18 protein-coding genes are annotated in these 21069 nt (G+C 33.9%); 7 read left to right on the forward strand and 11 right to left on the reverse strand.

Annotated elements, in window-relative coordinates; translation table 11 throughout:
• On the forward strand, positions 1-1002 hold the full coding sequence (locus tag GB234_RS02185) for a hypothetical protein (protein ID WP_151892877.1): 1002 nt from the start codon (positions 1-3) through the stop codon (positions 1000-1002).
• On the opposite strand, the gene dusB is transcribed toward GB234_RS02185, so the two are convergent.
• A complete protein-coding gene (gene dusB / locus GB234_RS02190) occupies positions 999-1994 on the reverse strand; it encodes a tRNA dihydrouridine synthase DusB (RefSeq protein WP_151892878.1) in 996 nt (331 codons plus the stop codon). The two genes, GB234_RS02185 and dusB, sit on opposite strands and share 4 nt — an antisense overlap.
• A 205-nt stretch (positions 1995-2199) precedes the next feature.
• Positions 2200-4626, reverse strand: a complete 2427-nt coding sequence (locus tag GB234_RS02195; protein WP_151892879.1) for an outer membrane beta-barrel family protein — start codon at positions 4624-4626, stop codon at positions 2200-2202.
• A gap of 283 nt (positions 4627-4909) precedes the next feature.
• On the opposite strand from GB234_RS02195, the gene lepA reads away from it, so the two are divergent.
• Positions 4910-6706 (forward strand): translation elongation factor 4, encoded by a 1797-nt coding sequence (gene lepA / locus GB234_RS02200; RefSeq protein ID WP_151892880.1) that lies wholly within the window; start codon positions 4910-4912, stop codon positions 6704-6706.
• Positions 6707-6786: 80 nt separating this feature from the next.
• Here the strand turns inward: lepA and GB234_RS02205 are convergent, their stop codons facing one another.
• Positions 6787-7020 (reverse strand): hypothetical protein, encoded by a 234-nt coding sequence (locus tag GB234_RS02205; RefSeq protein WP_151892881.1) that lies wholly within the window; start codon positions 7018-7020, stop codon positions 6787-6789.
• Positions 7021-7064: 44 nt separating this feature from the next.
• Complete coding sequence (locus GB234_RS02210; RefSeq protein ID WP_151892882.1) at positions 7065-8999, reverse strand: cation:proton antiporter; 1935 nt, start codon at positions 8997-8999, stop codon at positions 7065-7067.
• A gap of 238 nt (positions 9000-9237) precedes the next feature.
• Here GB234_RS02210 and GB234_RS02215 point away from each other — a divergent pair, with 238 nt between their 5' ends.
• Together GB234_RS02215 and GB234_RS02220 are read left to right on the forward strand one after the other, a co-directional pair.
• The gene (locus tag GB234_RS02215; RefSeq protein WP_235906038.1) at positions 9238-10083 is read left to right on the forward strand and encodes a universal stress protein; all 846 of its coding nucleotides are present in this window, start codon (positions 9238-9240) and stop codon (positions 10081-10083) included.
• Complete coding sequence (locus tag GB234_RS02220) at positions 10080-12302, forward strand: SulP family inorganic anion transporter (RefSeq protein WP_151892883.1); 2223 nt, start codon at positions 10080-10082, stop codon at positions 12300-12302. The genes GB234_RS02215 and GB234_RS02220 overlap by 4 nt, the downstream gene beginning before the upstream one ends.
• Positions 12303-12354: 52 nt before the next feature.
• Here the strand turns inward: GB234_RS02220 and GB234_RS02225 are convergent, their stop codons facing one another.
• The gene (locus tag GB234_RS02225) at positions 12355-12945 is read right to left on the reverse strand and encodes a carboxymuconolactone decarboxylase family protein (protein WP_151892884.1); all 591 of its coding nucleotides are present in this window, start codon (positions 12943-12945) and stop codon (positions 12355-12357) included.
• Positions 12946-13213: 268 nt separating this feature from the next.
• On the opposite strand from GB234_RS02225, the gene recJ reads away from it, so the two are divergent.
• Together recJ and GB234_RS02235 are read left to right on the forward strand one after the other, a co-directional pair.
• The gene (gene recJ, locus GB234_RS02230) at positions 13214-14905 is read left to right on the forward strand and encodes a single-stranded-DNA-specific exonuclease RecJ (protein ID WP_151892885.1); all 1692 of its coding nucleotides are present in this window, start codon (positions 13214-13216) and stop codon (positions 14903-14905) included.
• A gap of 34 nt (positions 14906-14939) precedes the next feature.
• A complete protein-coding gene (locus GB234_RS02235; RefSeq protein WP_151892886.1) occupies positions 14940-15539 on the forward strand; it encodes a peptidoglycan-binding domain-containing protein in 600 nt (199 codons plus the stop codon).
• On the opposite strand, the gene GB234_RS02240 is transcribed toward GB234_RS02235, so the two are convergent.
• The 6 genes from GB234_RS02240 to GB234_RS02260 all read right to left on the reverse strand — a co-directional run bounded on the left by GB234_RS02240 (position 15540) and on the right by GB234_RS02260 (position 20103).
• Positions 15540-16397 carry an alpha/beta fold hydrolase gene (locus tag GB234_RS02240; protein ID WP_235906039.1) on the reverse strand — a complete coding sequence of 286 codons (858 nt, stop codon included), beginning with the start codon at positions 16395-16397 and terminating at the stop codon, positions 15540-15542. It abuts the gene before it with no gap.
• Between the two features lie 204 nt (positions 16398-16601).
• On the reverse strand, positions 16602-17360 hold the full coding sequence (locus GB234_RS02245) for a UDP-2,3-diacylglucosamine diphosphatase (RefSeq protein ID WP_151892888.1): 759 nt from the start codon (positions 17358-17360) through the stop codon (positions 16602-16604).
• Between the two features lie 20 nt (positions 17361-17380).
• The gene (locus tag GB234_RS02250) at positions 17381-17833 is read right to left on the reverse strand and encodes a 6-pyruvoyl trahydropterin synthase family protein (RefSeq protein WP_151892889.1); all 453 of its coding nucleotides are present in this window, start codon (positions 17831-17833) and stop codon (positions 17381-17383) included.
• 183 nt (positions 17834-18016) lie between these two features.
• A complete protein-coding gene (locus tag GB234_RS15040) occupies positions 18017-18187 on the reverse strand; it encodes a hypothetical protein (RefSeq protein WP_172966831.1) in 171 nt (56 codons plus the stop codon).
• A gap of 15 nt (positions 18188-18202) precedes the next feature.
• On the reverse strand, positions 18203-19546 hold the full coding sequence (locus tag GB234_RS02255) for an MATE family efflux transporter (RefSeq protein ID WP_151892890.1): 1344 nt from the start codon (positions 19544-19546) through the stop codon (positions 18203-18205).
• 53 nt (positions 19547-19599) lie between these two features.
• Entirely contained in the window at positions 19600-20103 is a 504-nt protein-coding gene (locus tag GB234_RS02260) for a GNAT family N-acetyltransferase (RefSeq protein WP_151892891.1), read from the reverse strand.
• Between the two features lie 43 nt (positions 20104-20146).
• On the opposite strand from GB234_RS02260, the gene GB234_RS02265 reads away from it, so the two are divergent.
• On the forward strand, positions 20147-20941 hold the full coding sequence (locus tag GB234_RS02265; RefSeq protein WP_151892892.1) for a universal stress protein: 795 nt from the start codon (positions 20147-20149) through the stop codon (positions 20939-20941).
• Positions 20942-21069: the final 128 nt, after the last annotated feature.

Raw genomic sequence — 21069 nt, forward strand, 5'->3', positions numbered from 1 at the left:
ATGAAAAAATTATCTTATTATCTAATCGCATTATTTGTTGTAATAGGTTGTCAAAAAGACGATACACAACCTGTTGAAGAACAGGAAGGACAAAATGAAGATGTAAATATAACAACGAGCCTGTTAACAAATATCACCCAAATTAAAGCGACTACTGGAGGAATAATTACTGGAGTTGAAATTTCAGAAATTGATAGTCAAGGGATTGTTTTAAGTTTAACAAATAATCCGACGACTGACGACACTGTTGTTATCAATGAAACTATAGCATTAAATTATTCAGTTGAAATTTTAAACCTTGAAGTTGACACACAGTATTTTGTCAAGTCGTTTATAACTGTTGACAACGAAACTTTTTATGGAGATGAACTTGTACTTAACACATTAGAACATAAGGAATTTAATGCAATAGTGACATTAACATCACAAAGTAATATTGATGCTTTTTTCAGCGAGGGTTGGAGCAAAATAAGCGGTTTTATAATTGAAGAAGAGGTTGATGGTGACATCACAGATTTAAGTGCCATGTCGTCACTTTTAGAAATTGGTGAAGCAGGTGCGACAGTAACGGTTGTTGACATTAAGAACAACTCTAGTCTACAAGGTTTAGAGGGCCTTCATAATGTTACAACTATTGGCGGAGGCATCGTTTTATCAAATAATGCGTTGATAGATATAAGTGCTTTAGGAAATCTAACAATTATTGACCGATTAGGCATAGGCAGTGAACCACTCACAAATCTAAATGGGTTGAATAATGTAACAACTATTACAGATGCTTTATCTATCGGAGGAAATAATCAACTAACTAGTCTTGAGGATTTAGGGAGTTTAACGAGCATAGGAAATATGGTTTTAATAAATAGTAATGATAGTCTACAAAATTATTGCTCTTTAACAACAGCGTTGGCCAGCGTAGATAATAGTTATGATTATAATGCTTTTGGAAATGCATTTAACCCCACACTAGAAGATTTACAAAACGGTAATTGCAGTCTTTAACGACTAAATTCAAAATCCCCAAATTTCTCCAAGACCTCATCAAAGGCTGCAAATACATCTTTACTATCATCGCTAGTAACCATCTTCATTCGGTATTCTTTAAAATGAGGAATGCCTTTAAAATAGTTAGTATAATGACGGCGTGTTTCAAAAACACCAAGAATTTCACCTTTCCAATCGATTGCCATTTCTAAGTGGCGTTTTGCAGCGTTCACACGTTCTTGCATGGTGGGAGGAGCACAGTGAGTTCCTGTTTCAAAAAAGTGTTTTACTTCTTTAAAAAACCACGGATAGCCTATACTTGCACGGCCTATCATTGCGCCGTCTAAACCAAACTTATCCCGCATCAACATCGCCTTTTCTGGCGTATCAACATCACCATTGCCAAAAACAGGAATGTGCATGCGTTGATTGTTTTTAACATCAGCAATTGGGTGCCAATTTGCTTCTCCCTTATACATCTGGGCACGAGTTCTTCCATGGATGGAAATAGCTTTACAACCTACGTCTTGTAGTCGCTCAGCAACTTCAACTATTTTTATAGAATCATCATCCCAGCCTAAACGTGTTTTAACGGTAACTGGTAGTTTTGTGTGTTTTACCATAGCTTCGGTCAAAGAAACCATGAGATCAATATCTTTTAAAATTCCTGCACCAGCACCTTTACTTACCACTTTTTTAACAGGACAACCAAAATTGATATCAATAATATCTGGCCCACTGGCTTCAACAATTTCTACACTCTTTAACATTGACTCAAGAACAGCACCAAAAATTTGAATACCTACAGGACGTTCTTTTTCATAAATATCTAATTTCATGACGCTCTTTGCGGCATCTCTAATTAATCCTTCGCTAGAAATAAACTCTGTATATACCACATCTGCCCCTTGTTCCTTGCATAATGCACGAAACGGTGGGTCGCTCACATCCTCCATGGGTGCAAGCAATAAAGGGAACTCCCCAACGTCTATGTCTCCTATTTTTGCCATCACATTGCCCGCGTAGGCGGAAATCTCATTAATTAAAAAAAATTAGTTGAAGAGTACTATTTCATCTTTGCGAAAAGGGTTTAGATTGTACTCAACGACACACAAAAGATAATATATTTTTCTTCTGAAATTTTAAAACAATAGTACATTCTACCATTGCTTAAAATTTCAGCAAAAATAAACAAATTAGTACGTAGCTAGTAATTTAATTGAGGCGGTCCCCCTCATTAGTTGTTTTCCTTTTGTCATTGTCACGAAGGCGTGCATTACCAAAGTTATATTTGAAACCCACTCTAAACAATCGAGATTCATCCTGAGCAAAATAACTATTATCTTGATTGTAGTACCTAGAGCTTAATGGTACATTTTTGGTTTTAAAAATATCATCAACGCCTACAGTTATGCTTGCTCGTTTGCTCCAAAGGCTTTTTCTTAATGAAGCCGAAAGGCTAAATTGATTTTTATAATCATAAGATCCGTAAATAAAATTTGAAATGTAGAATGCAGTGATATCACTTGTAATCCCTGCAACTTCAGATATTGTTAACCCGCTGTACATCTCACCATAAAATCCGAAAGTATCATTTGAGTAAGTTTCCTGACTACTTTGTTCTGCAAAAAATTCGTTTTCTAAATAAAAACTAGATGTGACAAGTTGTAAATACCACCAGGAAAGTATGGGTTTTGCATAAACGATATCAAAACTATATTGAAAATCTTTAATTAAGTTAACATCTTGGTTTTGAAGCACTCGTGTTTGGTTGTTTTGAAATATTAATTCACCTAAAGGGTTTTTTGTTTCCCAATAATAAGCTTCAAAAAACCAAGTATTTTTATATGTATAACTCATTGTGTACTTTGAATCAATGGCGGGAACAAGATTAGGGTTTCCATCACTAAAGTTATTTTCATTGATAAAGTATCTAAAAGGATTTAAGCTTTCATATCGTGGTCTAGAAATACTGCGCGCATAACTTATACCATATGTAGCGTCTTTATCTGGAGAATGTTCTATGGAAAGACTTGGAAAAAGCTCAAAATAATTTTGTGTATTCACATCACCTAATTTTCTTGAAATTCCTGTAACATCTGTTTGTTCACCTCTTAAACCAATATTTAAAGCCCATTTGTCCCAGTCTTTAGCAAAGCTAAAATATGCCGCATAAATAGACTCCTCATATAAAAAACCATCTGAAAGTAATGGGTTTATTTGAGAGGCATCACCATTAGTATCAAAAAAATCAAGACTGCTATCTGTGTTAATATTACTATACTTAACACCAGTTTCTATAGTGCCAGAAAGTACTGGAATATTAAAATCTAGTTGCAACGTGGCAATATCACTAGATTGAGTAGCATCTGTGTAAAAATTATTATCTTTAATAAAGCTCCCGTCTGCTAGAAAGAAATTTGTTTCTACATGCTGTAATTTGTCAATATCATATAATATATAATTTGCATTCATCATTACATTTGCGCCAGCTTCACTTAATTTCCATGTATGGTTTAAATTAAATGACAGGTTTGAGGTATCATGATTTGAATTACTTGCAGTAGTATAAATTGAGTCTAATTGTCTTAATGTATTAAAGTCTTTTGAAATAGCATTATTTTGATATTCTATATCTGGTGAAATAAATAGTCCAATATTGATCCCCACATCATGTTTATCATTCACTTTTGCATCTGCAACAATATTTGCTTGATGAGCTTGGGAGCGAGTAGTACGATTAAAATCTGATTGCCTTGTTGAATGCGTTGTAATTGCTGAGGGAGAATTAAAAAAACGAATATTATTAACATCTTCTTTAAATTCTTTGCGAGGACTAAAAGTATAACTGCCAAATAGATTTAACCAGTTGTTTTTGTAAAAATGAGATGTCCCTAATCGATATTTTGCAAAAACGCCTTGTTCGTATGTACCGTTAACAGCACCTTTATAGCCTATTGAAACTGCACGCGAAGTTTTAATGTCAACGACAATGCCAGCCTCAGCATCATACTTTGCTCCAGGACTAGTAATAACTTCTACGGCTTTAATAGCAGAAGCATCTGTGCTCTGGAGTAAAGAATTTATTTCGCTCGTTGAAAGATACACACGCTTGCCATTTATATAAATAACAGGTGTTTTTCCTTTCACCGAAATTCCAGTTTCGCTCACAAGAACGCCAGGCGTTTTTTGCAAAATATCAAGCGTGCTTCCAGTTGCGATAGATGTATTTTCAACATTGAAAATTAATTTTCCGGGCTCTTTTTTAATCGTTGGTCTTTTAGCAACGACCACTGTTTCATCAAGTGTTTCAATGCTTTCTTTTAATCTTATACTACCAAGGTCTTCATTTGCAGAAAGTTCAATTATTTGAGAAGTTGTGGTGTATCCTAAAAAGCTTATTTGAACAGTGTATCTCTTCGGAAATAAACCTTCGATTATAAAGTTTCCAGAGTCATCAGTAATTGTATTTGCTACAAGTACGGTTTCAAGATCTTCGGAGTCTTCCGCATTGTTTTCTAATATAGATATTGTGGCAAATGAGATAGCATTATTTGCCTCGTCGGTAATGTTTCCGTTAATTGAAAATTCTTGTGCGTAACTAAAAGCAGTAAAGAAGAAAAAAAAAATTAATTTATTCATGCGTAATAATAATTGACACAAGGGGTCAATGGTTAGGTTTTGTTCTCAATTTTAAAACGATAGGGGAAAGAACGTGAGGTTCATATCATTACAACTGTGAAACAAATATGTAATTTTTTAATTAAATATTTGTTAGCGAGATTAAAAATTCGATGAACGGACTTTAATATGCATAAACAGTGGTTTTTAGCGTATATTTGTAGCCAATATAGCAGCTTTTTGTAGTTGCTTGAATATCAAGACTTAGATTAATTAATAGATACCCACCATTGTGGGAATGAGGATGAAGCATATACGTAACTTTTGCATAATTGCACACATTGATCACGGTAAGAGTACACTAGCAGACCGCTTATTAGGAGCAACGGGGGCAGTTACAGAGCGTGAATCAAAAGCGCAATTATTAGATAGTATGGACCTAGAGCGTGAGCGCGGAATTACCATAAAAAGCCATGCAATTCAAATGTCATACACTTACAAAGGGGAGGAGTATATTTTAAATTTGATTGATACACCGGGTCACGTTGATTTTTCTTACGAGGTATCACGTTCTATTGCAGCCTGCGAAGGTGCATTGCTTGTTGTGGATGCCGCACAAAGTATTCAAGCACAAACAATTTCAAACCTGTATTTAGCTTTAGAAAATGATTTAGAAATTATTCCTGTTTTAAATAAGGTTGATTTGCCTTCAGCAAACCCAGAAGAAGTAACAGATGATATTGTAGATCTTTTAGGGTGTGATGCTGACGAAGTTATTCCTGCAAGTGCAAAAACAGGTTTAGGAATTACTGAAATTCTAGATGCTATTATTGAGCGTGTTCCTGCACCTAAAGGAGTTGCAGATGAATCTTTGCAGGCGTTGATTTTTGATTCGGTTTACAACCCATTTAGAGGTGTTGAAACGTATTTTAGAGTGCTAAATGGAGAGATACGTAAAGGTCAACATATAAAATTTATGGCTACGGGTAAAACCTATTATGCTGACGAAGTAGGAACATTAAACCTTACTCAAACCCCTAAACAAGTCATTAAAACAGGTGACGTAGGGTATTTAATTACTGGAATTAAAGAGGCAAAAGAAGTAAAGGTAGGAGATACAATTACTGATGCAAAAAGCCCAACAACAAATATGATTGAGGGCTTTGAGGATGTAAAGCCTATGGTATTTGCTGGAATTTACCCTGTAGATACAGAAGATTATGAAGAGCTTAGAGCATCCATGGAAAAACTGCAGTTAAATGATGCTTCATTAGTATTTGTGCCAGAAAGTTCGGCAGCACTTGGTTTTGGATTTCGTTGCGGATTTTTAGGAATGCTACACTTGGAGATTATTCAAGAACGCTTAGAACGTGAATTTGACATGACGGTAATTACAACTGTGCCTAACGTATCTTACAATGCATATACAAACAGAGAACCAGATATTAAGTTGCTTGTAAATAACCCTAGTGACTTACCAGAACCTTCTAGTCTTAACCGCATGGAGGAACCTTATATAAAAGCAACAATTATCACAAAAGCAGACTTTGTGGGGTCTGTAATGTCTTTATGTATTGAAAAGCGTGGTCAGATTACTAATCAAACGTATTTAACAACAGAGCGTGTTGAGTTAACATTTGACATGCCACTTGCTGAAATTGTTTTTGATTTTTACGACCGATTAAAAACAGTTTCAAAAGGATATGCATCTTTTGATTACGCACCTATTGGGATGCGAGAGTCAAAACTTGTAAAAGTGGATGTTCTCCTTAACGGAAATGTTGTAGACGCATTATCTGCATTATTGCATCAAGATAATGCTTATGATATAGGGAAGAAAATGTGCGAAAAATTGCGCCAACTAATCCCGAGACAACAATTTGATATTCCAATACAGGCAGCGATTGGAGCAAAAATAATTTCGCGAGAAACGGTAAAGGCACTTCGTAAGGATGTAACAGCAAAATGTTACGGTGGAGATATTTCTAGAAAGCGAAAACTACTAGAAAAGCAGAAAAAAGGAAAAAAACGTATGCGCCAAGTGGGTAACGTAGAAATTCCGCAAGAAGCTTTTATGGCGGTGTTAAAGTTGAATGATTAAGACACTAAATATAGATAAAAAGCGACTCAAATTTGAGTCGCTTTTTATCTATAATCTATACTTTGAGAAGCATTTAAATTTTAATCTCCCCCACAATCTGCTCCAGCAGCAACAAGTCCGTCAAGGTACAGTGCGTATTGAGTTCCTGTATTTTCTCCATTGACTGAGGCATTTCCATTACTTTCTTCGCAGACTAAAAACTCGATAGTTTGTTCAGAGTTACACGTAATACATGTTTTTGAGTCATCGCTTCCGCAAGAAGAAATTAATAGCGAGGTAATCGTTAATGTGAATAAGACAATGTGTTTTTTCATAAGGTTACATTTCCGTAGTAAAACGATAGAAAAATAGTTTTATTTTAATTTTCTAAAGCGGGAACTTCGTCCATTTTAGCGATAACAATATCTTCAAAATCCATTGGTTTTCCTAGGTAGGCAATGATAGAGTCATTTTCTATTTCAATTTCTTGTAAGTTATCAATTAGTTGTACTTCGCCTTCTGGATTTTTGAAAAATAAGGGAATTGCATCCTTATTCTCATTAATTAAACCAAGAATTTTATCAAACATTTCTTGACTATGAACTTCAATTTCTTGAATTGATGGAAACTCTTGTGCTACTTCAACAAAACGAATATAGTCATGAGTTTTACAAAAAATCTCCCCTTTATTAATTCTTGTCTTATCTTTTAATTCTACAGAAGTAATTAATCTAAAGGTTCCATTTTCACCAAATCGTTTTCCAAATCTATTGATAGCCTGTCTATTTATCTCATCACTACCGGTCATTGCTAATAGATAACCTACATCACTTAATTCAATGTTATCACTTAAATCATCATTATAGATGTTTGCATTGATAGCGTCTATTCCTAATTCTTTTGCTTTTTCAATGTTGCTCCTATTACTATCAACTAATACTACATGTCTGTTATTTTTTTGAAGATACGCAGCAATGAGTCTTGATACTCGTGACCCACCAACAATCATAATACCTTCAGATTTTTTGAGGAAAACCCCAAGTAAGGAAGCTACCAATCTTGCCGTTGTAGCATTTAAAAGAACCGTTACTAATACTAATCCAAAAACTAACGGAGTAATATATTCTGCTCCAGGAACACCCATCTCTACAAGCTTTGTTCCAAAAAGAGACGCGATACCTGCGGCAACTATACCACGAGGCCCAACCCAGCTAATAAATAATTTTTCATTAATGCTTAAACCAGAATTTGTAGTGCTTAAAAAGACGCCAATGGGTCGTACTACAAAAATAATTATTGCAAATAAGACAGCGGTTTTCCAATTATAAATTAGTAATAAATCATCAATACTAATATTTGCAGAGAGCAAGATAAACAGAATTGAAATTAATAGAACACTAAGAGATTCCTTGAAGTAAAGAAGTTCTTTTAAGTTGGGTAGATCACTATTTCCTAAATACATACCCATTACTACAACGGCAAGTAATCCAGATTCATGTGCGAATAAATCACTCAATACAAATATTAAAAGAACTAATGATAAAGAAGCAACATTTAATAAATAATGCGGTATTACTTTTCTCTTAACGGCATGATACATTGCAAAGCCACCAGCTAACCCAAAGGCAAAACCGATTACAATAATTTTTCCAAATTCAAGCAGTGCATGTTTTGTATAACTCCCGCCTGCATCATGACCGTCTGCAGCCCCAGCTGCGTCAATTGCTCCAGCTCCAGCGTCAATAACTTCTACAGGAACATTTACACTTATAAAGCCAAAGACCAATACCGCGACTAAAGCACCAATGGGGTCAATTAAAATACCCTCCCACTTAAGTACTGCAGATATATCTTTACGCAATGGAATATTCCTCAAAATAGGTGTAATCACTGTAGGCCCAGTAACAATTATCAATCCTGAGAATAGAAATGAAATTTGCCAATCTAACCCAAAGAAATAATGAGCCGCAACTCCAGCACCAAAAAACGTAACGATTGAGCCTAAGCTAATTAATTTTCCTATTACGCCTCCCACTTTTTTAATTTCGCCCATTTTGAGTGTCAAACCTCCTTCAAAAAGAATAATACCTATAGCAAGCGAAACAAAATAAAATAAACTCTCACCTGGGAAAAACCCTTTTTCGGTATTCCAAATGGGTTGAATCCACTGCGTTCCATCCTCAGAGTAAAAAGTAGATAAAGGCCCTACGGCAAGTCCAATTAAAATAAGAGGTAAAATTGCGGGAATTTTAAATTTCCAAGCAATCCATTGTGCAAATATTCCTAAAATAATAATTCCTGCGAGTTCTAACATACTTGATGGTTTGTTCTATTTTGAATGTAAATACCTGTATAAAGCTGTATTAATTAAGCGGTGACGAAAATATAAATATAACGTATCTAGCGGAAATAATTAATAAATAATTAACCTCACATTCATATTTTTAAAGACAATCTCGCTTTCGCGGAAATTTTAATCACATGAAAATACCGTATAAATTTTACAAATTTTAAAAAAATACTATCTTACGCTCCTTACTTAAAAATCCCCTTTGGAGTATAAAAAATTTCAGACAATAGGAATAGGTGTAACCTTTTCTCCCAATCTCAAAGCAAATATTTATGAGGCATCAAGGCTTGCTATGCTTTTTGGATCAAAATTACTACTTATCCATGTAGGTAACTTTTCCGAAGAGAAAAGAGCAAAGTTTGAAACTATTTTACAGCCATTTATTATTGATGGCTTAGATGCCAAAATTGTTTTTCAACCAGGAAACCCAGTTGAAGCTATACTAGAAGCTGTTTCAAGAAATAATATTGATCTATTGATTTTAGGGGCATTACAAAGAGAAAATTTTTTAAAATACTATGTAGGTTCTATTGCGAGAAAAATTACAAGAAAAGCAACTTGCTCTATTATGTTGCTAATTAATCCATCTATAGAAAGGATTGTTTGTAAGCATATTGTAGTTAACGGCCTAGAAGACGTTAAAACTCAAAAAACCATTGCAAATGCCTTTTTTGTAGGCCATGCATTAAAGAGCGAAAAAATTACTATTGTAGAGGAAATTTCGCACGATGAGGTGGGCACGGTTGAAGATACAAAGACATTAAGAAAGACAAATCTTTTAAAAGAACGTTTGCGAAGAAGGGAAGATACTCGTGTTCAAAAAATTTTAGCACAACTTCCAGAGCACCACAAAGAAAAAATAAAGATAGCAACGCAACCCATTTTTGGTAAACGTGGTTATTCTATTGGTCATTATGCAAAGGTTGTACGAGCAGATTTATTAATAATGAATGCTGCAACAAAAGGAAATTTTTTGGATAGATTATTTCCACATGATATTGAGCATATATTAACTGAGTTACCCACAGATGTATTAATTATTCAATGAGCCCAAAACGGAACAACATATCTAGCTTTATTGCAAAACTACCACATAACCTCTTTTCAGGTTTTGTAGTAAGTTTAATTGCACTCCCTCTAGGTTTAGGGCTTGCTATGGCTAGTGAGGCTCCTCCTATTTCGGGAATTATTGCTGCTGTTGTGGGAGGTATAATGGTATCAATTTTAGGGGGCAGTCATGTTACTATTTCAGGTCCGGGGAATGGATTAGTAGGCGTTTTATTAGTTGCCATAACTACATTAGGTATTGAGGGCGCATATGCTGCAATAATTTGTTCAGGAGTACTATTAATGTTACTAGGTTTTTTGAAAATGGGAAAGCTGGCAGACTTTTTTCCTTCATCTGCAATACAAGGAATGCTTGCGGCAATCGGTCTTATTATTTTAGGAAAACAGTTTCATATTATGTTAGGGAATAAACTATCACTTGATGGTAGTTTTGATTATTTGTTAGAAATGCCAAACACAATTATTGGTGTTTTTAAGTACACAGAACCAGGTTTAACATTTGCTGCAATTGCAGGAGTGAGCTCTTTGGCAATTATGGTGCTTTATTCAAAAATTAGAAATAAATTTTTGCAATTAGTTCCTGCACCTATGTGGATTGTTTTAATTGCAATTGGTATTAGTTATTATTACGAGTTAGTACTTCAACAACCTAATCCTGTGAGTCCTCAATATATGATTCAAGGGATTCCATCTGCGACTCAAATTGTAGAAGAAATTCCTACTCCTAGTTTTAGTGGTATAGGGAGTTTAGCTTTTTGGACTAGTGTTTTTGCTCTTACATTAGTTGCTAGTATTGAATCTCTACTAAGTATTAAAGCCGTTGATAAACTAGATCCACAAAAAAGAAGAAGTAATGTAAATAAAGATTTAAAAGCATTAGGACTTGCAACAATTGGAAGTGGCTTTTTGGGTGGATTAAATGTTGTTACCGTGATTGCAAGGAGTTCTGTTAATGTAAATAATGGAGCAAGTAATAGAAGTTCAAATTTTGCACATGCTAGCTTTTTAGTCATATTTATTGTTCTTTTTAGCACGCAATTGACCCGCATTCCATTGCCAGCTTTAATGGCAATTTTAGTCTATACAGGGTATAAACTAGCCTCCCCAAGAATAGTGAGTAAAATATTTTCAGTGGGTAAGGAGCAGTTGCTTATATTTTTTACAACGCTATTTTTCACATTGTTTATAGATATAATTACAGGGATTGTTGCAGGGGTTGTAATTACATTTTTAATTCATATTGCGATTAATAAAAGTGTTTCTATTTTTTTCCGAAATGTATTAAAACCAAATGTTCTCATGTTTCAAGAAAAAGAAACTGGTGTTTATTATATAAGTGTAAAGCATTTTTGCACTTTTTTAAATTTTTATAAACTAAAGCAGAAATTAGAAGACATTCCTGAAGATAAAGACGTTGTATTAGATTTCTCCATGTGTCAATTTGTTGATCACACTGTTATGGAAAACTTGAGTGGCTACCAAGAAATTTTTACTAAGAGAGACGGCCATTTTGAAGTGATAGGGTTAGACCTTCACGGCACAGATAGTGAGCATCCTTTTGCGCTTCGTAGGCTCATTCCAGGGTTGAGCAAAAGAGGAAACGCACTTACAAAACGCCAACTAACACTTTTTGAAATAGCCAAAGATTTTTCTTTAGAATATGAATCAGAAAGAACAACAGATACTCATTTTTTAGATTCTTTTAGATATTTTAGAACTAAAAAGATTGAAGGAATTTACAATAGAATATTTAATTCAGAAAAATCATTCAGGCTTTTTGATATCAACTTTTCAGAAGGAGAATTTATTGCAAAGGAAGATGTAAAAACAACAATGCTCTACGTTAAATTAAATGCCTCAATCCCAAAGTTTACTTTGGATAGAGAAGGGTTTATCGAAAAAATGGGGCACTTGGCTGGTTTTCATGATATTAATATTGATAAACACCCATTATTTTCAAAACATTTTTATCTCGTTGGTCCTGATAAATATGCAATAGCAGCCTTTTTTGATGATAATTTAATAAGGTTTTTAGAGTGTAATCCATACTATCATATTGAAAGTAATGGCTCAAGCTTATTAATTTTTAGTAAAGAACGTGTTGCAGGAATTAAAGAGGTTATTGCATTAAGTGATTTTGGTAAGCGACTAAGAGAAGTATTAGAAATTGAAGTAAATGAAATTGCATTACAAAATTGATACAAAACACATATTATTAATCCGTGTTTTGTATCAATTTTCTTTTAATTTTTTAAACATGCTTTCCTTTCTCCCAACCATTTTTCCCAAGATATTGATCTGCACTTTCAACAGCTCCATCTTCAATAGAGGTTCCCATTGAGTCATTCCATCTATTTAGGTATCCAAATAGAGAAATAACACCTAACATTTCAACAATTTCTCCTTCATCCCAGTGCTCATATAAGCGTGTTTTTATTTCTTCATCAACACCATTAGGAACTTGAGAGGCTTGCAATGAAAAATCAAGAGCAGCACGTTCTGCTTCGTTAAATGCAGGGTGAGTGCGATATTCCCAGATGTTATCTAATTGTTCTTGCTCTGCGCCATAACGCTCTGCAGCTCTAATGGCATGTGCTTGGCAATAACGGCATCCAGTTGCATTACTGCTAACCCAAGCAATCATTCTTTTTAAAGCACTAGTCACCCTTCCTTCATTTGCCATTACCGCTTTATTAAGATTGATGAATGCACGACTAATTGCTGGTCTGCGTTGCATTGTCAAAACACTATTAGGGCAAAACCCAAGTGTTTCATTAAAGAATTGGGCAAGTTCTTTTGTGTCTTTATCGTGGTTAGAATCAAGCGGTGTAACTAAAGGCATATAAATAAGTTTTTATGATTTTTATAATTTCGAAAATACACATTACTCGTTTGAGATATCAATAGTTTTATAAAAAAATGATGCTTGAAGCTTTTTAAAAGCACAATGAGTTTCTTAAATTATCTTTGACTACAAGAATTGTAAAGTATATATTTACTTTTTTAAGTCTAAATGATAAGCAAACTCTAGTTACATTAGGTATTAGATTCCTAAAATAGTTTTTCTATTCTTTGAAATTTGGTTTTTGTTTTTTATACTTTTCCTTTCTATGCGCTGGAACATATTACCTAAAATTTCCGAAGAAAAAATTAGTAAACTATCTAGTGCTCTAAACATAGATAGAAATATAGCAATATTACTCTTACAAAGAGGAATAGAGTCCTTTGAAGAAGCAAAAAGTTTTTTTAGGCCAAGCCTAGAAGAATTACACGACCCTTTTTTAATGCAAGATATGCAAGTTGCTGTTGCACGTATTGAAAAGGCAATTGAAAATCAGGAAAGTATTTTAATCTATGGTGATTATGATGTAGATGGGACAACAAGTGTTGCGTTGATGTCTTCGTATTTAAAAACATACTACCCCAATGTTGCTACGTATATACCAGATAGATATGATGAGGGATATGGCGTGTCTTATAAGGGAATTGACTTTGCATCAGATAATGATTTTAGTTTAATTATTGCCCTTGACTGCGGTGTAAAAGCCATTGAAAAAGTAGCATACGCAACTGAAAAAAATATTGATTTTATTATCTGTGATCACCATAGGCCTGGTAATGAACTTCCTAAAGCAATTGCAGTTCTTGATCCCAAAAGAGATGATTGCAAATATCCATTTAAGGATTTGTGTGGTTGTGGCGTGGGTTTTAAACTTATACAAGCATTAGCATCTCGAAGAGGACAGACTATTGAGGATTTGTTGTTGTACCTAGATTTAGTCGCTACGGCAATCGGCGCAGACATTGTACCCATCACTGGAGAGAATAGGATTTTGGCTCATTTCGGCTTAAAAGTTATTAATAACAACCCGCGAACAGGTTATCAAGCTATTTTAAAACAGGTTAACAAGACAAACCTCACAATTACAGATGTAGTTTTCATCATAGGACCACGAATAAATGCAGCTGGCAGAATGAAACATGGTAATCATGCGGTTACATTGCTTGTGGAAACAGATATCAACAAAGCTATAATTTGGGCTTCGGAAATTGAACAGTTTAATAAAGACCGTCGCGAAGCAGATAAACGAATTACCAAAGAAGCACTTACACAAATCACCGAAACAAATGAAACTCAACAAATGACAACCGTTGTATATGATGAAAATTGGCATAAAGGAGTTATTGGCATCGTAGCATCAAGACTCACCGAAACCTATTATCGTCCTACATTAGTTTTCACAAAAAGTGGTGAAAAACTTGCGGCTTCTGCACGTTCTGTTAAAGGATTTGATGTGTATAATGCGTTGCAAGAATGTAGTGAATTTATAGAACAATTTGGTGGACACATGTATGCTGCGGGACTTACGCTTTTTGAAAAAGATTACAAAAATTTTAAAGCAAAATTTGAAGATGTGGTAGCTAAAACCATTGACCCAAAATTACTTAAGCCAGAATTGGCCATCGCTTTAGAAATTGATCTAGCCGATATTACCCCCAAATTTCATCGTATATTAAAGCAATTTGCGCCTTTTGGACCAGGAAACCGCCAACCTGTTTTTTTAACTAAAAATTTGAAAGATACAGGATATGGTAAATGTGTGGGAGCAGATAAAACCCATTTGAGAGTAACCGTAAAACAAGGTAACTCAAATCAATTTGTTGCAATAGGCTTTGGGCTAGGTGATAAAAAGGATATTGCCTGTACCAATAAAATTTTTAAAGCAGCATACGTAATAGATGAGAATGAATGGCAAGGAACTGTCAATCTTCAATTGCGATTAAAGGATATCCAAGAATAAAAATGTTTACTTTTATATAAAAAATTAACCCATTATGAAAGCCCTTATCTTTTTACTGCTATTTATAATAGTAGCCATACTAGGCTATAACTTTTATAATACGTACCAGCGTTTTCACCCAGATACTTATGAGTATACCGCACATAAAAGTATAGATGCTAATCATCCTAATAAGGCAATGCTCTTAGATTATCAAGAAGCTATTGCAGATTTAAATGGATATATAATAACACAATGGAGCGCTAATGATATTGATGTTAGAAATCCAGAAAATGATAATGCACAAACACTAGCTGCCGTTGCAACTTATGCAAAGAAAAAAGGAATTGTGAGTTATTTTGAATCTCAACTTACCGCACCTATTCAAGAAAAAACTACAAAAACAGAGGAGCAAATTAGAGATGAATTTGTGAAAGAAATGTACAAATTTAATCCTCAAACCTTGCATGTCGGAAACAAAGGAGCACTTGTTTTTGAGTTACAACGTTTGTTAAATAATAAAGGAGAAGTTATTAAAATTGATGGGGTTTTTAATACAGAAACGCTTAACGCACTTAAAGCTTTCGAATCTAAAAAAGGATTGTATGTTGATGGACAATTAGATGCAATGACCCTTGATTATTTGCTTCAGTAATTATTTTAAAAAATTAAGAATTAACTGTACTATTTCTTTGGGCTTTTCTTCTTGAATAAAATGTTTTGCATCAAGCAGATGAATGTTCTCTTCGGAAATATTAAGGGTAGAAATTAAATGCTGTTGTTGAGGTTCCCACAGTAAAAACTCATCATGTTGTCCCCAAATTACTGAAATAGGAATATTCAAATTTTTTAACGTTGTTGAATAATCTGGCAATTCATTACAAGTTTGAGTAAAAAAATAATACATGCCTCTAGTCTTACCCTCCTTTAAAGGAGTTTTATATCCTTCTACATCAACCTTGTTTAAATCGTTTTCTTTCATTCCAGATTTAAATAAATTTTTCAACATTAAGTTAGTTGTAATCCCATTGCGATAAGCCCACATTGCTGTTCTGGCTATAAAACCTTTCTTAAAACGAATAGGTGGGTCAAACCCCTCTTCAAGAATAACACTATTTAGAATGATAAGATTTGATATTTGTAAGGGGTTCTTTTTTATAAGTTCTAAAGTCCAAAGCCCACCAGCATCGTGCATTATATGGGTCCATTGATTGATCTCTAGATATTGCATTAATGCAAGGAGTCTTTTTGCATGATTTTCTTCGCTATAAATAGCATAGCCTTTAGGTGAATTACTACTCCCATATCCTAACATGTCTGGCACAATCACACGGTGGGTTTTTGAAAGCTCCTCAATCATATTACGGTATAACCACCCAGAAGTTGGAACCCCGTGTAAAAGCAAAATTACATCGCCTTTTCCTTGGTCAATATACTTTATATCCCCATCGGTTGATGAAAAAGATTTTTGTTGTGATCTAAAGTTTTTATAGGTAATTTGGTTAGGTTTCATAGTAGTAGATTGATAAGGTTTACATGAAATGAAAGCTAAAATTAAAATGAGGTGCAATAAAATGTTTTGCATAGATTTTAAATGTACGGTATTAAAATTGAAGTTATATAAAACTACTAGAAATGTAAAATACTAGGAAGGAGGTGATTTAACGTAAGAGTTGATAAAATATAATTATTTTCAGACTTAAAATTTCTGAAGCTATTAACCTTCAAATGTTTTTATTTCAAAGGCATTACCATCAAACTCACCATATGTGTATTGTCCAATCCAATCGCCTAAATTATAATATGTAGAGTTTGTACCAACTTTTATTTTCATTGAAAGGTGGCGATGTCCAAATACGAAGAAGTCGTAATGTTTTGTTTCTAATTTACGTTTTGCGTAGAGTGCAAGCCACTCATTTTCTTCCCCTAAAAAAGTTTTGTCATCTTCTCCAGAAATTAACTTATTCTTTACAGAAAGGTATTGTGCTAAACGCATTCCAAGTTCTGGGTGAAACCATCTAAAAAGCCAATTAAAAATAGGATTTGTAAACACTTTTTTCATGCGCTTATATCCTTTGTCACCAGGGCCTTTTCCGTCCCCATGTCCTATTAAAAACACTTTGTTATTGAAGGTAAATTCTTTGACATCCCGGTATGTAGAAATATTTAGCTCTTTTTCAAAATAGTCTTTCATCCACAAGTCGTGGTTGCCTACAAAAAAATAAATTGGGATTCCGCTGTCGCTTATTTCGGCGAGCTTGCCAAGTACACGCACAAATCCTTTAGGAACAACAGTCCTATATTCAAACCAAAAGTCAAATAAGTCACCTAGTAAAAATATTGCTGCAGCATCTTCCTTTATTTCGTCAAGCCAACGAACAAACTTTTTTTCGCGTGGTAAACTTTCGGCAGCTGTGGGAGCGCCTAAGTGGTTGTCGCTAGAGAAGTATATTTTTTTTCCGGCTGGAATTTGCATTATTCAAAGATATTATGATATTACTCGTTATCTGTGGCGTACCATTCTGCAAAGCTGCTGTCAGTTTCTTGCAGTTTTAAGGAATGTAATGTAATAGTTTTAGGTAAGTGTTTTTTTATTTTTTCGGCAAAATCAATAACCATCATTTCGCTCGTAGGTTGATAATTTACAAGTAAAACATTATGCCCTCGGTCACTCAATTCTTTTGCAAGCTCTACGTGTGGGGTATTTTTATTGAAAACTGTAGCGTGATCAAATACATCTACAATTTCTGCCTTAACTATTTTTTTTAGATCACTAAAATCAATAACCATCCCGTATTTTACATTATTTGTTTCAGTAATAGGGGTTCCAATTACTGTAACTGAAAGCTTATAACTATGCCCGTGAACGTTGCGGCATTTACCATCATAGCCATAAAGTGCGTGACCTGTTTCAAAAGAAAATTGTTTTGTAATGCGTATGTTGCTCATAGTGTTTTTAACTAAGTTGTAAAGATAGTTACTCCTTTAATTCACTTATATAAATTATCGACGATTTTTAAACTTATTGTATACAACTACACCAACTACTAATAATGCTAATATTAAAAATAATCCTTGGCCACCTAAAAATTGTAATATTTCCATTGTTATCTTTTTCTTTTAAAAGTACTATTATTTTAAAAACTGCTCATTTCGCTTTGCGTCTTTTTCTTTCCTTTTCTTTTCCATCTGGCGGTAGTACCGTTCGTTTTTTACCTTTTTTATGAGAAACACAATTAGTACAATAAATCCTAAAATTAAAAGGCCACCTGTGCCATTAAGGTAGTTAAATAGTTCTTTCATTAGTATTAATACTGATTAATGATTGTTTGTCGCAAGTGGATAATATTTATTACGATATTTAATAATTAATGCAATGGCGCGCCAAGCAACCCAAACAATCATAGCTATCCAAATACCTTGTAATCCCCAATCTAAATATTTTAAAATATAAAGGACTGGAACAAACCCTAAAAATGTTGCTGTTAGTAATACATTGCGTAAATAACCCATTTCACCAAGACCTTTGAAGATAGAATCTAATGTAAAAGCCATCGCATTAAAAGGTAGGCTTATTAAAACTAAAAAAAACATGCCATAAAATATGGATAAAACTTCTGGGTCTTTGTTGTAAATGCTGCCTAAGGGGTAATATAAAGCAAAGCCTAGTATAATTAAAACGCTGGCAATAATTATGTTATATGAAGTTACTTTTTTTGTGAGTTGCCATAATGCACTATAATTTTTTTCGCCTAATAATTTTCCCCCTAATATATTTCCGGCAGCGCCGTAGCCATCTAGAAAAAAGGCTGTGAAAATCCAAATATTAAAAGCAATGGTATGTGCAGCAATATATTCTTTACCTAGTGCAGTTGCTTCTCTAGTTGATAATATGAGGGCAATATTTAAAGCTACTGAGCGTAAAAATAGATTAAGACTCATAGAAACTAAACGACGAATTTCGGGATGAAGAGGAAATTTAAGTCTAAGGGAAACGTTCGTTTTTTTTAATAATAATACAAGAGAAATAATTGCCATCAAAATTTGAGAAATCAAACTTGCCCATGCCGCACCGGTAACGCCCATCGCATCAATATAGCCTTCAAAACCGTACACTAAAAGAAAATCGAGACCAATGTTTACAAGAGCCCCAATTGCAGCAACAATCATGGGCCAAAATGTGTTTTGAAGCCCTCTAAAAATTCCGAAAACGGCAAATGTGAATAGTGTTAAAGGAAATCCCCAAACTCTAATGTTATAATAATCAATACTAAGGCTAAGAATTAAGCCTTCAGCATTTAAAATTTTGAATATTTCATCTACAAAAAAATAGGTAGATACAAGAACGATAATACTAAGCCCAATGTTGAAAAAAATTGCTTGCGCAGGGAAATCTTTTAAATCATCAATGTTTCCTGCAGCACCTAAATTTTGTGATATTATTGCAGAAATAGCACTTCGGGTTTGTCCTAAAATCCAAATAAGCGCAGAAAGAAACGCTCCCACAATCCCCACGGCTGCCAAAGACTCAGTACCGTAAAGCTCCATGTTACCCACAACGGCAGCATCTGTACTTGACAAAACTGGCTCTGCAATACCCGCAATGATTGCTGGAATAGCAAGTTGTTGTATGCGTTTAAATGAAATGTTTGTTGCTGTCATTAGGAAGTGCAAAATTACACTTTTGGGTTTCAGCTTAGGTGTATTTTTAGCTTTTATGTAATAATTAATTCGTAGCAATAAAAAGAGAATTCACTTTGTCGAGGAAAATAAATTTCGCCTGTTTTTAAATATCCACGAGCGAGATAAAATTTTTGATTCCGTAGGTTTTGACTAAAGGTGTCTAGTCTTATTGAACTAACATTATTTTGTATGGCTAACATTTCAGCAAAATCCATTAACCTTTTAGCATATCCTTGATGTTGAAAATCTGGATGAATTGCCACTCGATGAATATAATAGTGTTTTGAATCTTTTGTATTCCACTCGATATCATTATACTCTATATCTTTTTCTTCTGAAATTGTAATGCACCCTATTATCGTCTTAGAAATGGTAAGTACATAAAGTTCGCCACTAGAAACATCTTTTTCAAACGCCTTTATATTGGGATATTCATCATTCCATTGATATATTTTGTTTTCAATCATCTTAACGGCACAGGCTCTTGTAATTGCCATAACTTGTACAATTTCTGATGGTTTAGCTTTCCTAATCATTATTTAACGGTTAATTTTGCAGATAGTTTAAAGATACTGTTTTATGAAAAATATTTTAGTTCCTATTGGTTCAAGTAAAAGTGCTGCGAGTAATTTGCAATATGCGATTGATTTAGCACATGAAGTTGATGCGTTTGTACATGTTATATCTGTATTTCAAGAAGTTTCTAAAGTGGGAGGCTTAACTAAAGTGAATGCCATTATGAAAGAAGACACAGATGATAAGCTAAGTAAGATTCTGTCACAAGTTAATGATAAGGGAGTAACAATTATTCCACATGCTATTAAAGGAAATGTTTTTGAAGGTGTGAGTCGTTTTAACAAACATATATCTGTAGATTTAATGGTGTTGTCTCCTCGAAGTAATAGTATTCGTGAAGAGGTTTTCTTAGGAAAAACATCTGGTAAGCTTATTAAAAACACTAATATCCCTGCACTTATTGTTCCTGAGGGAGCTGTCTTTAAACAACCTAAACGTATTTTATTAGCATTTAAAAATGGTACGTTTAAAAAGAAAAGTGTTTTAGAACCACTTAAAAAGTTTAAAAAGAATTTTGGCACTGAAATCAATGTGCTGCACGTTTCTACTCCAGATTCAACAGAGGAGATGAAACATGTTTCGGGAAAATTAAAGGTGTTGCAAAATGCATATACAACTTCAGAAAACGCAACGACTTTTCAGGCTGTTTTAGAACATTTTCAAAGTAACAATCCAGATATGTTGTGTGTAGTGCGGCGCAAGCGAGGGTTTTTTAAAAAATTATGGGAGAAAAACGTAGTTTTGAAAAAAGAATTCCACACGTCTAAGCCTTTATTAGTTTTAAGTGTTCAACATTAAAAAATTTTGATTATAAAAAAAAGCTACATTAATTTGATGTAGCTTTTTTTGTGAAAAATATCTTATTTATAACCAATTACGTATATTCTGCGAATTTAGCGCACTATCGAACTTAGCAAATTGTACTA

The sequence above is a fragment of the Patiriisocius marinistellae genome, assembly GCF_009014635.1.
Classification (GTDB): domain Bacteria; phylum Bacteroidota; class Bacteroidia; order Flavobacteriales; family Flavobacteriaceae; genus Patiriisocius; species Patiriisocius marinistellae.

Coding starts and splice junctions, on each gene's coding strand:
- GB234_RS02185 (WP_151892877.1), top strand. CDS start 1: ATGAAAAAATTATCTTATTATCTAATCGCATTATTTGTTGTAATAGGT.
- dusB (WP_151892878.1), bottom strand. CDS start 1,994: ATGGCAAAAATAGGAGACATAGACGTTGGGGAGTTCCCTTTATTGCTT.
- GB234_RS02195 (WP_151892879.1), bottom strand. CDS start 4,626: ATGAATAAATTAATTTTTTTTTTCTTCTTTACTGCTTTTAGTTACGCA.
- lepA (WP_151892880.1), top strand. CDS start 4,910: ATGAAGCATATACGTAACTTTTGCATAATTGCACACATTGATCACGGT.
- GB234_RS02205 (WP_151892881.1), bottom strand. CDS start 7,020: ATGAAAAAACACATTGTCTTATTCACATTAACGATTACCTCGCTATTA.
- GB234_RS02210 (WP_151892882.1), bottom strand. CDS start 8,999: ATGTTAGAACTCGCAGGAATTATTATTTTAGGAATATTTGCACAATGG.
- GB234_RS02220 (WP_151892883.1), top strand. CDS start 10,080: ATGAGCCCAAAACGGAACAACATATCTAGCTTTATTGCAAAACTACCA.
- GB234_RS02225 (WP_151892884.1), bottom strand. CDS start 12,945: ATGCCTTTAGTTACACCGCTTGATTCTAACCACGATAAAGACACAAAA.
- recJ (WP_151892885.1), top strand. CDS start 13,214: ATGCGCTGGAACATATTACCTAAAATTTCCGAAGAAAAAATTAGTAAA.
- GB234_RS02235 (WP_151892886.1), top strand. CDS start 14,940: ATGAAAGCCCTTATCTTTTTACTGCTATTTATAATAGTAGCCATACTA.
- GB234_RS02240 (WP_235906039.1), bottom strand. CDS start 16,397: ATGAAACCTAACCAAATTACCTATAAAAACTTTAGATCACAACAAAAA.
- GB234_RS02245 (WP_151892888.1), bottom strand. CDS start 17,360: ATGCAAATTCCAGCCGGAAAAAAAATATACTTCTCTAGCGACAACCAC.
- GB234_RS02250 (WP_151892889.1), bottom strand. CDS start 17,833: ATGAGCAACATACGCATTACAAAACAATTTTCTTTTGAAACAGGTCAC.
- GB234_RS15040 (WP_172966831.1), bottom strand. CDS start 18,187: ATGAAAGAACTATTTAACTACCTTAATGGCACAGGTGGCCTTTTAATT.
- GB234_RS02255 (WP_151892890.1), bottom strand. CDS start 19,546: ATGACAGCAACAAACATTTCATTTAAACGCATACAACAACTTGCTATT.
- GB234_RS02260 (WP_151892891.1), bottom strand. CDS start 20,103: ATGATTAGGAAAGCTAAACCATCAGAAATTGTACAAGTTATGGCAATT.
- GB234_RS02265 (WP_151892892.1), top strand. CDS start 20,147: ATGAAAAATATTTTAGTTCCTATTGGTTCAAGTAAAAGTGCTGCGAGT.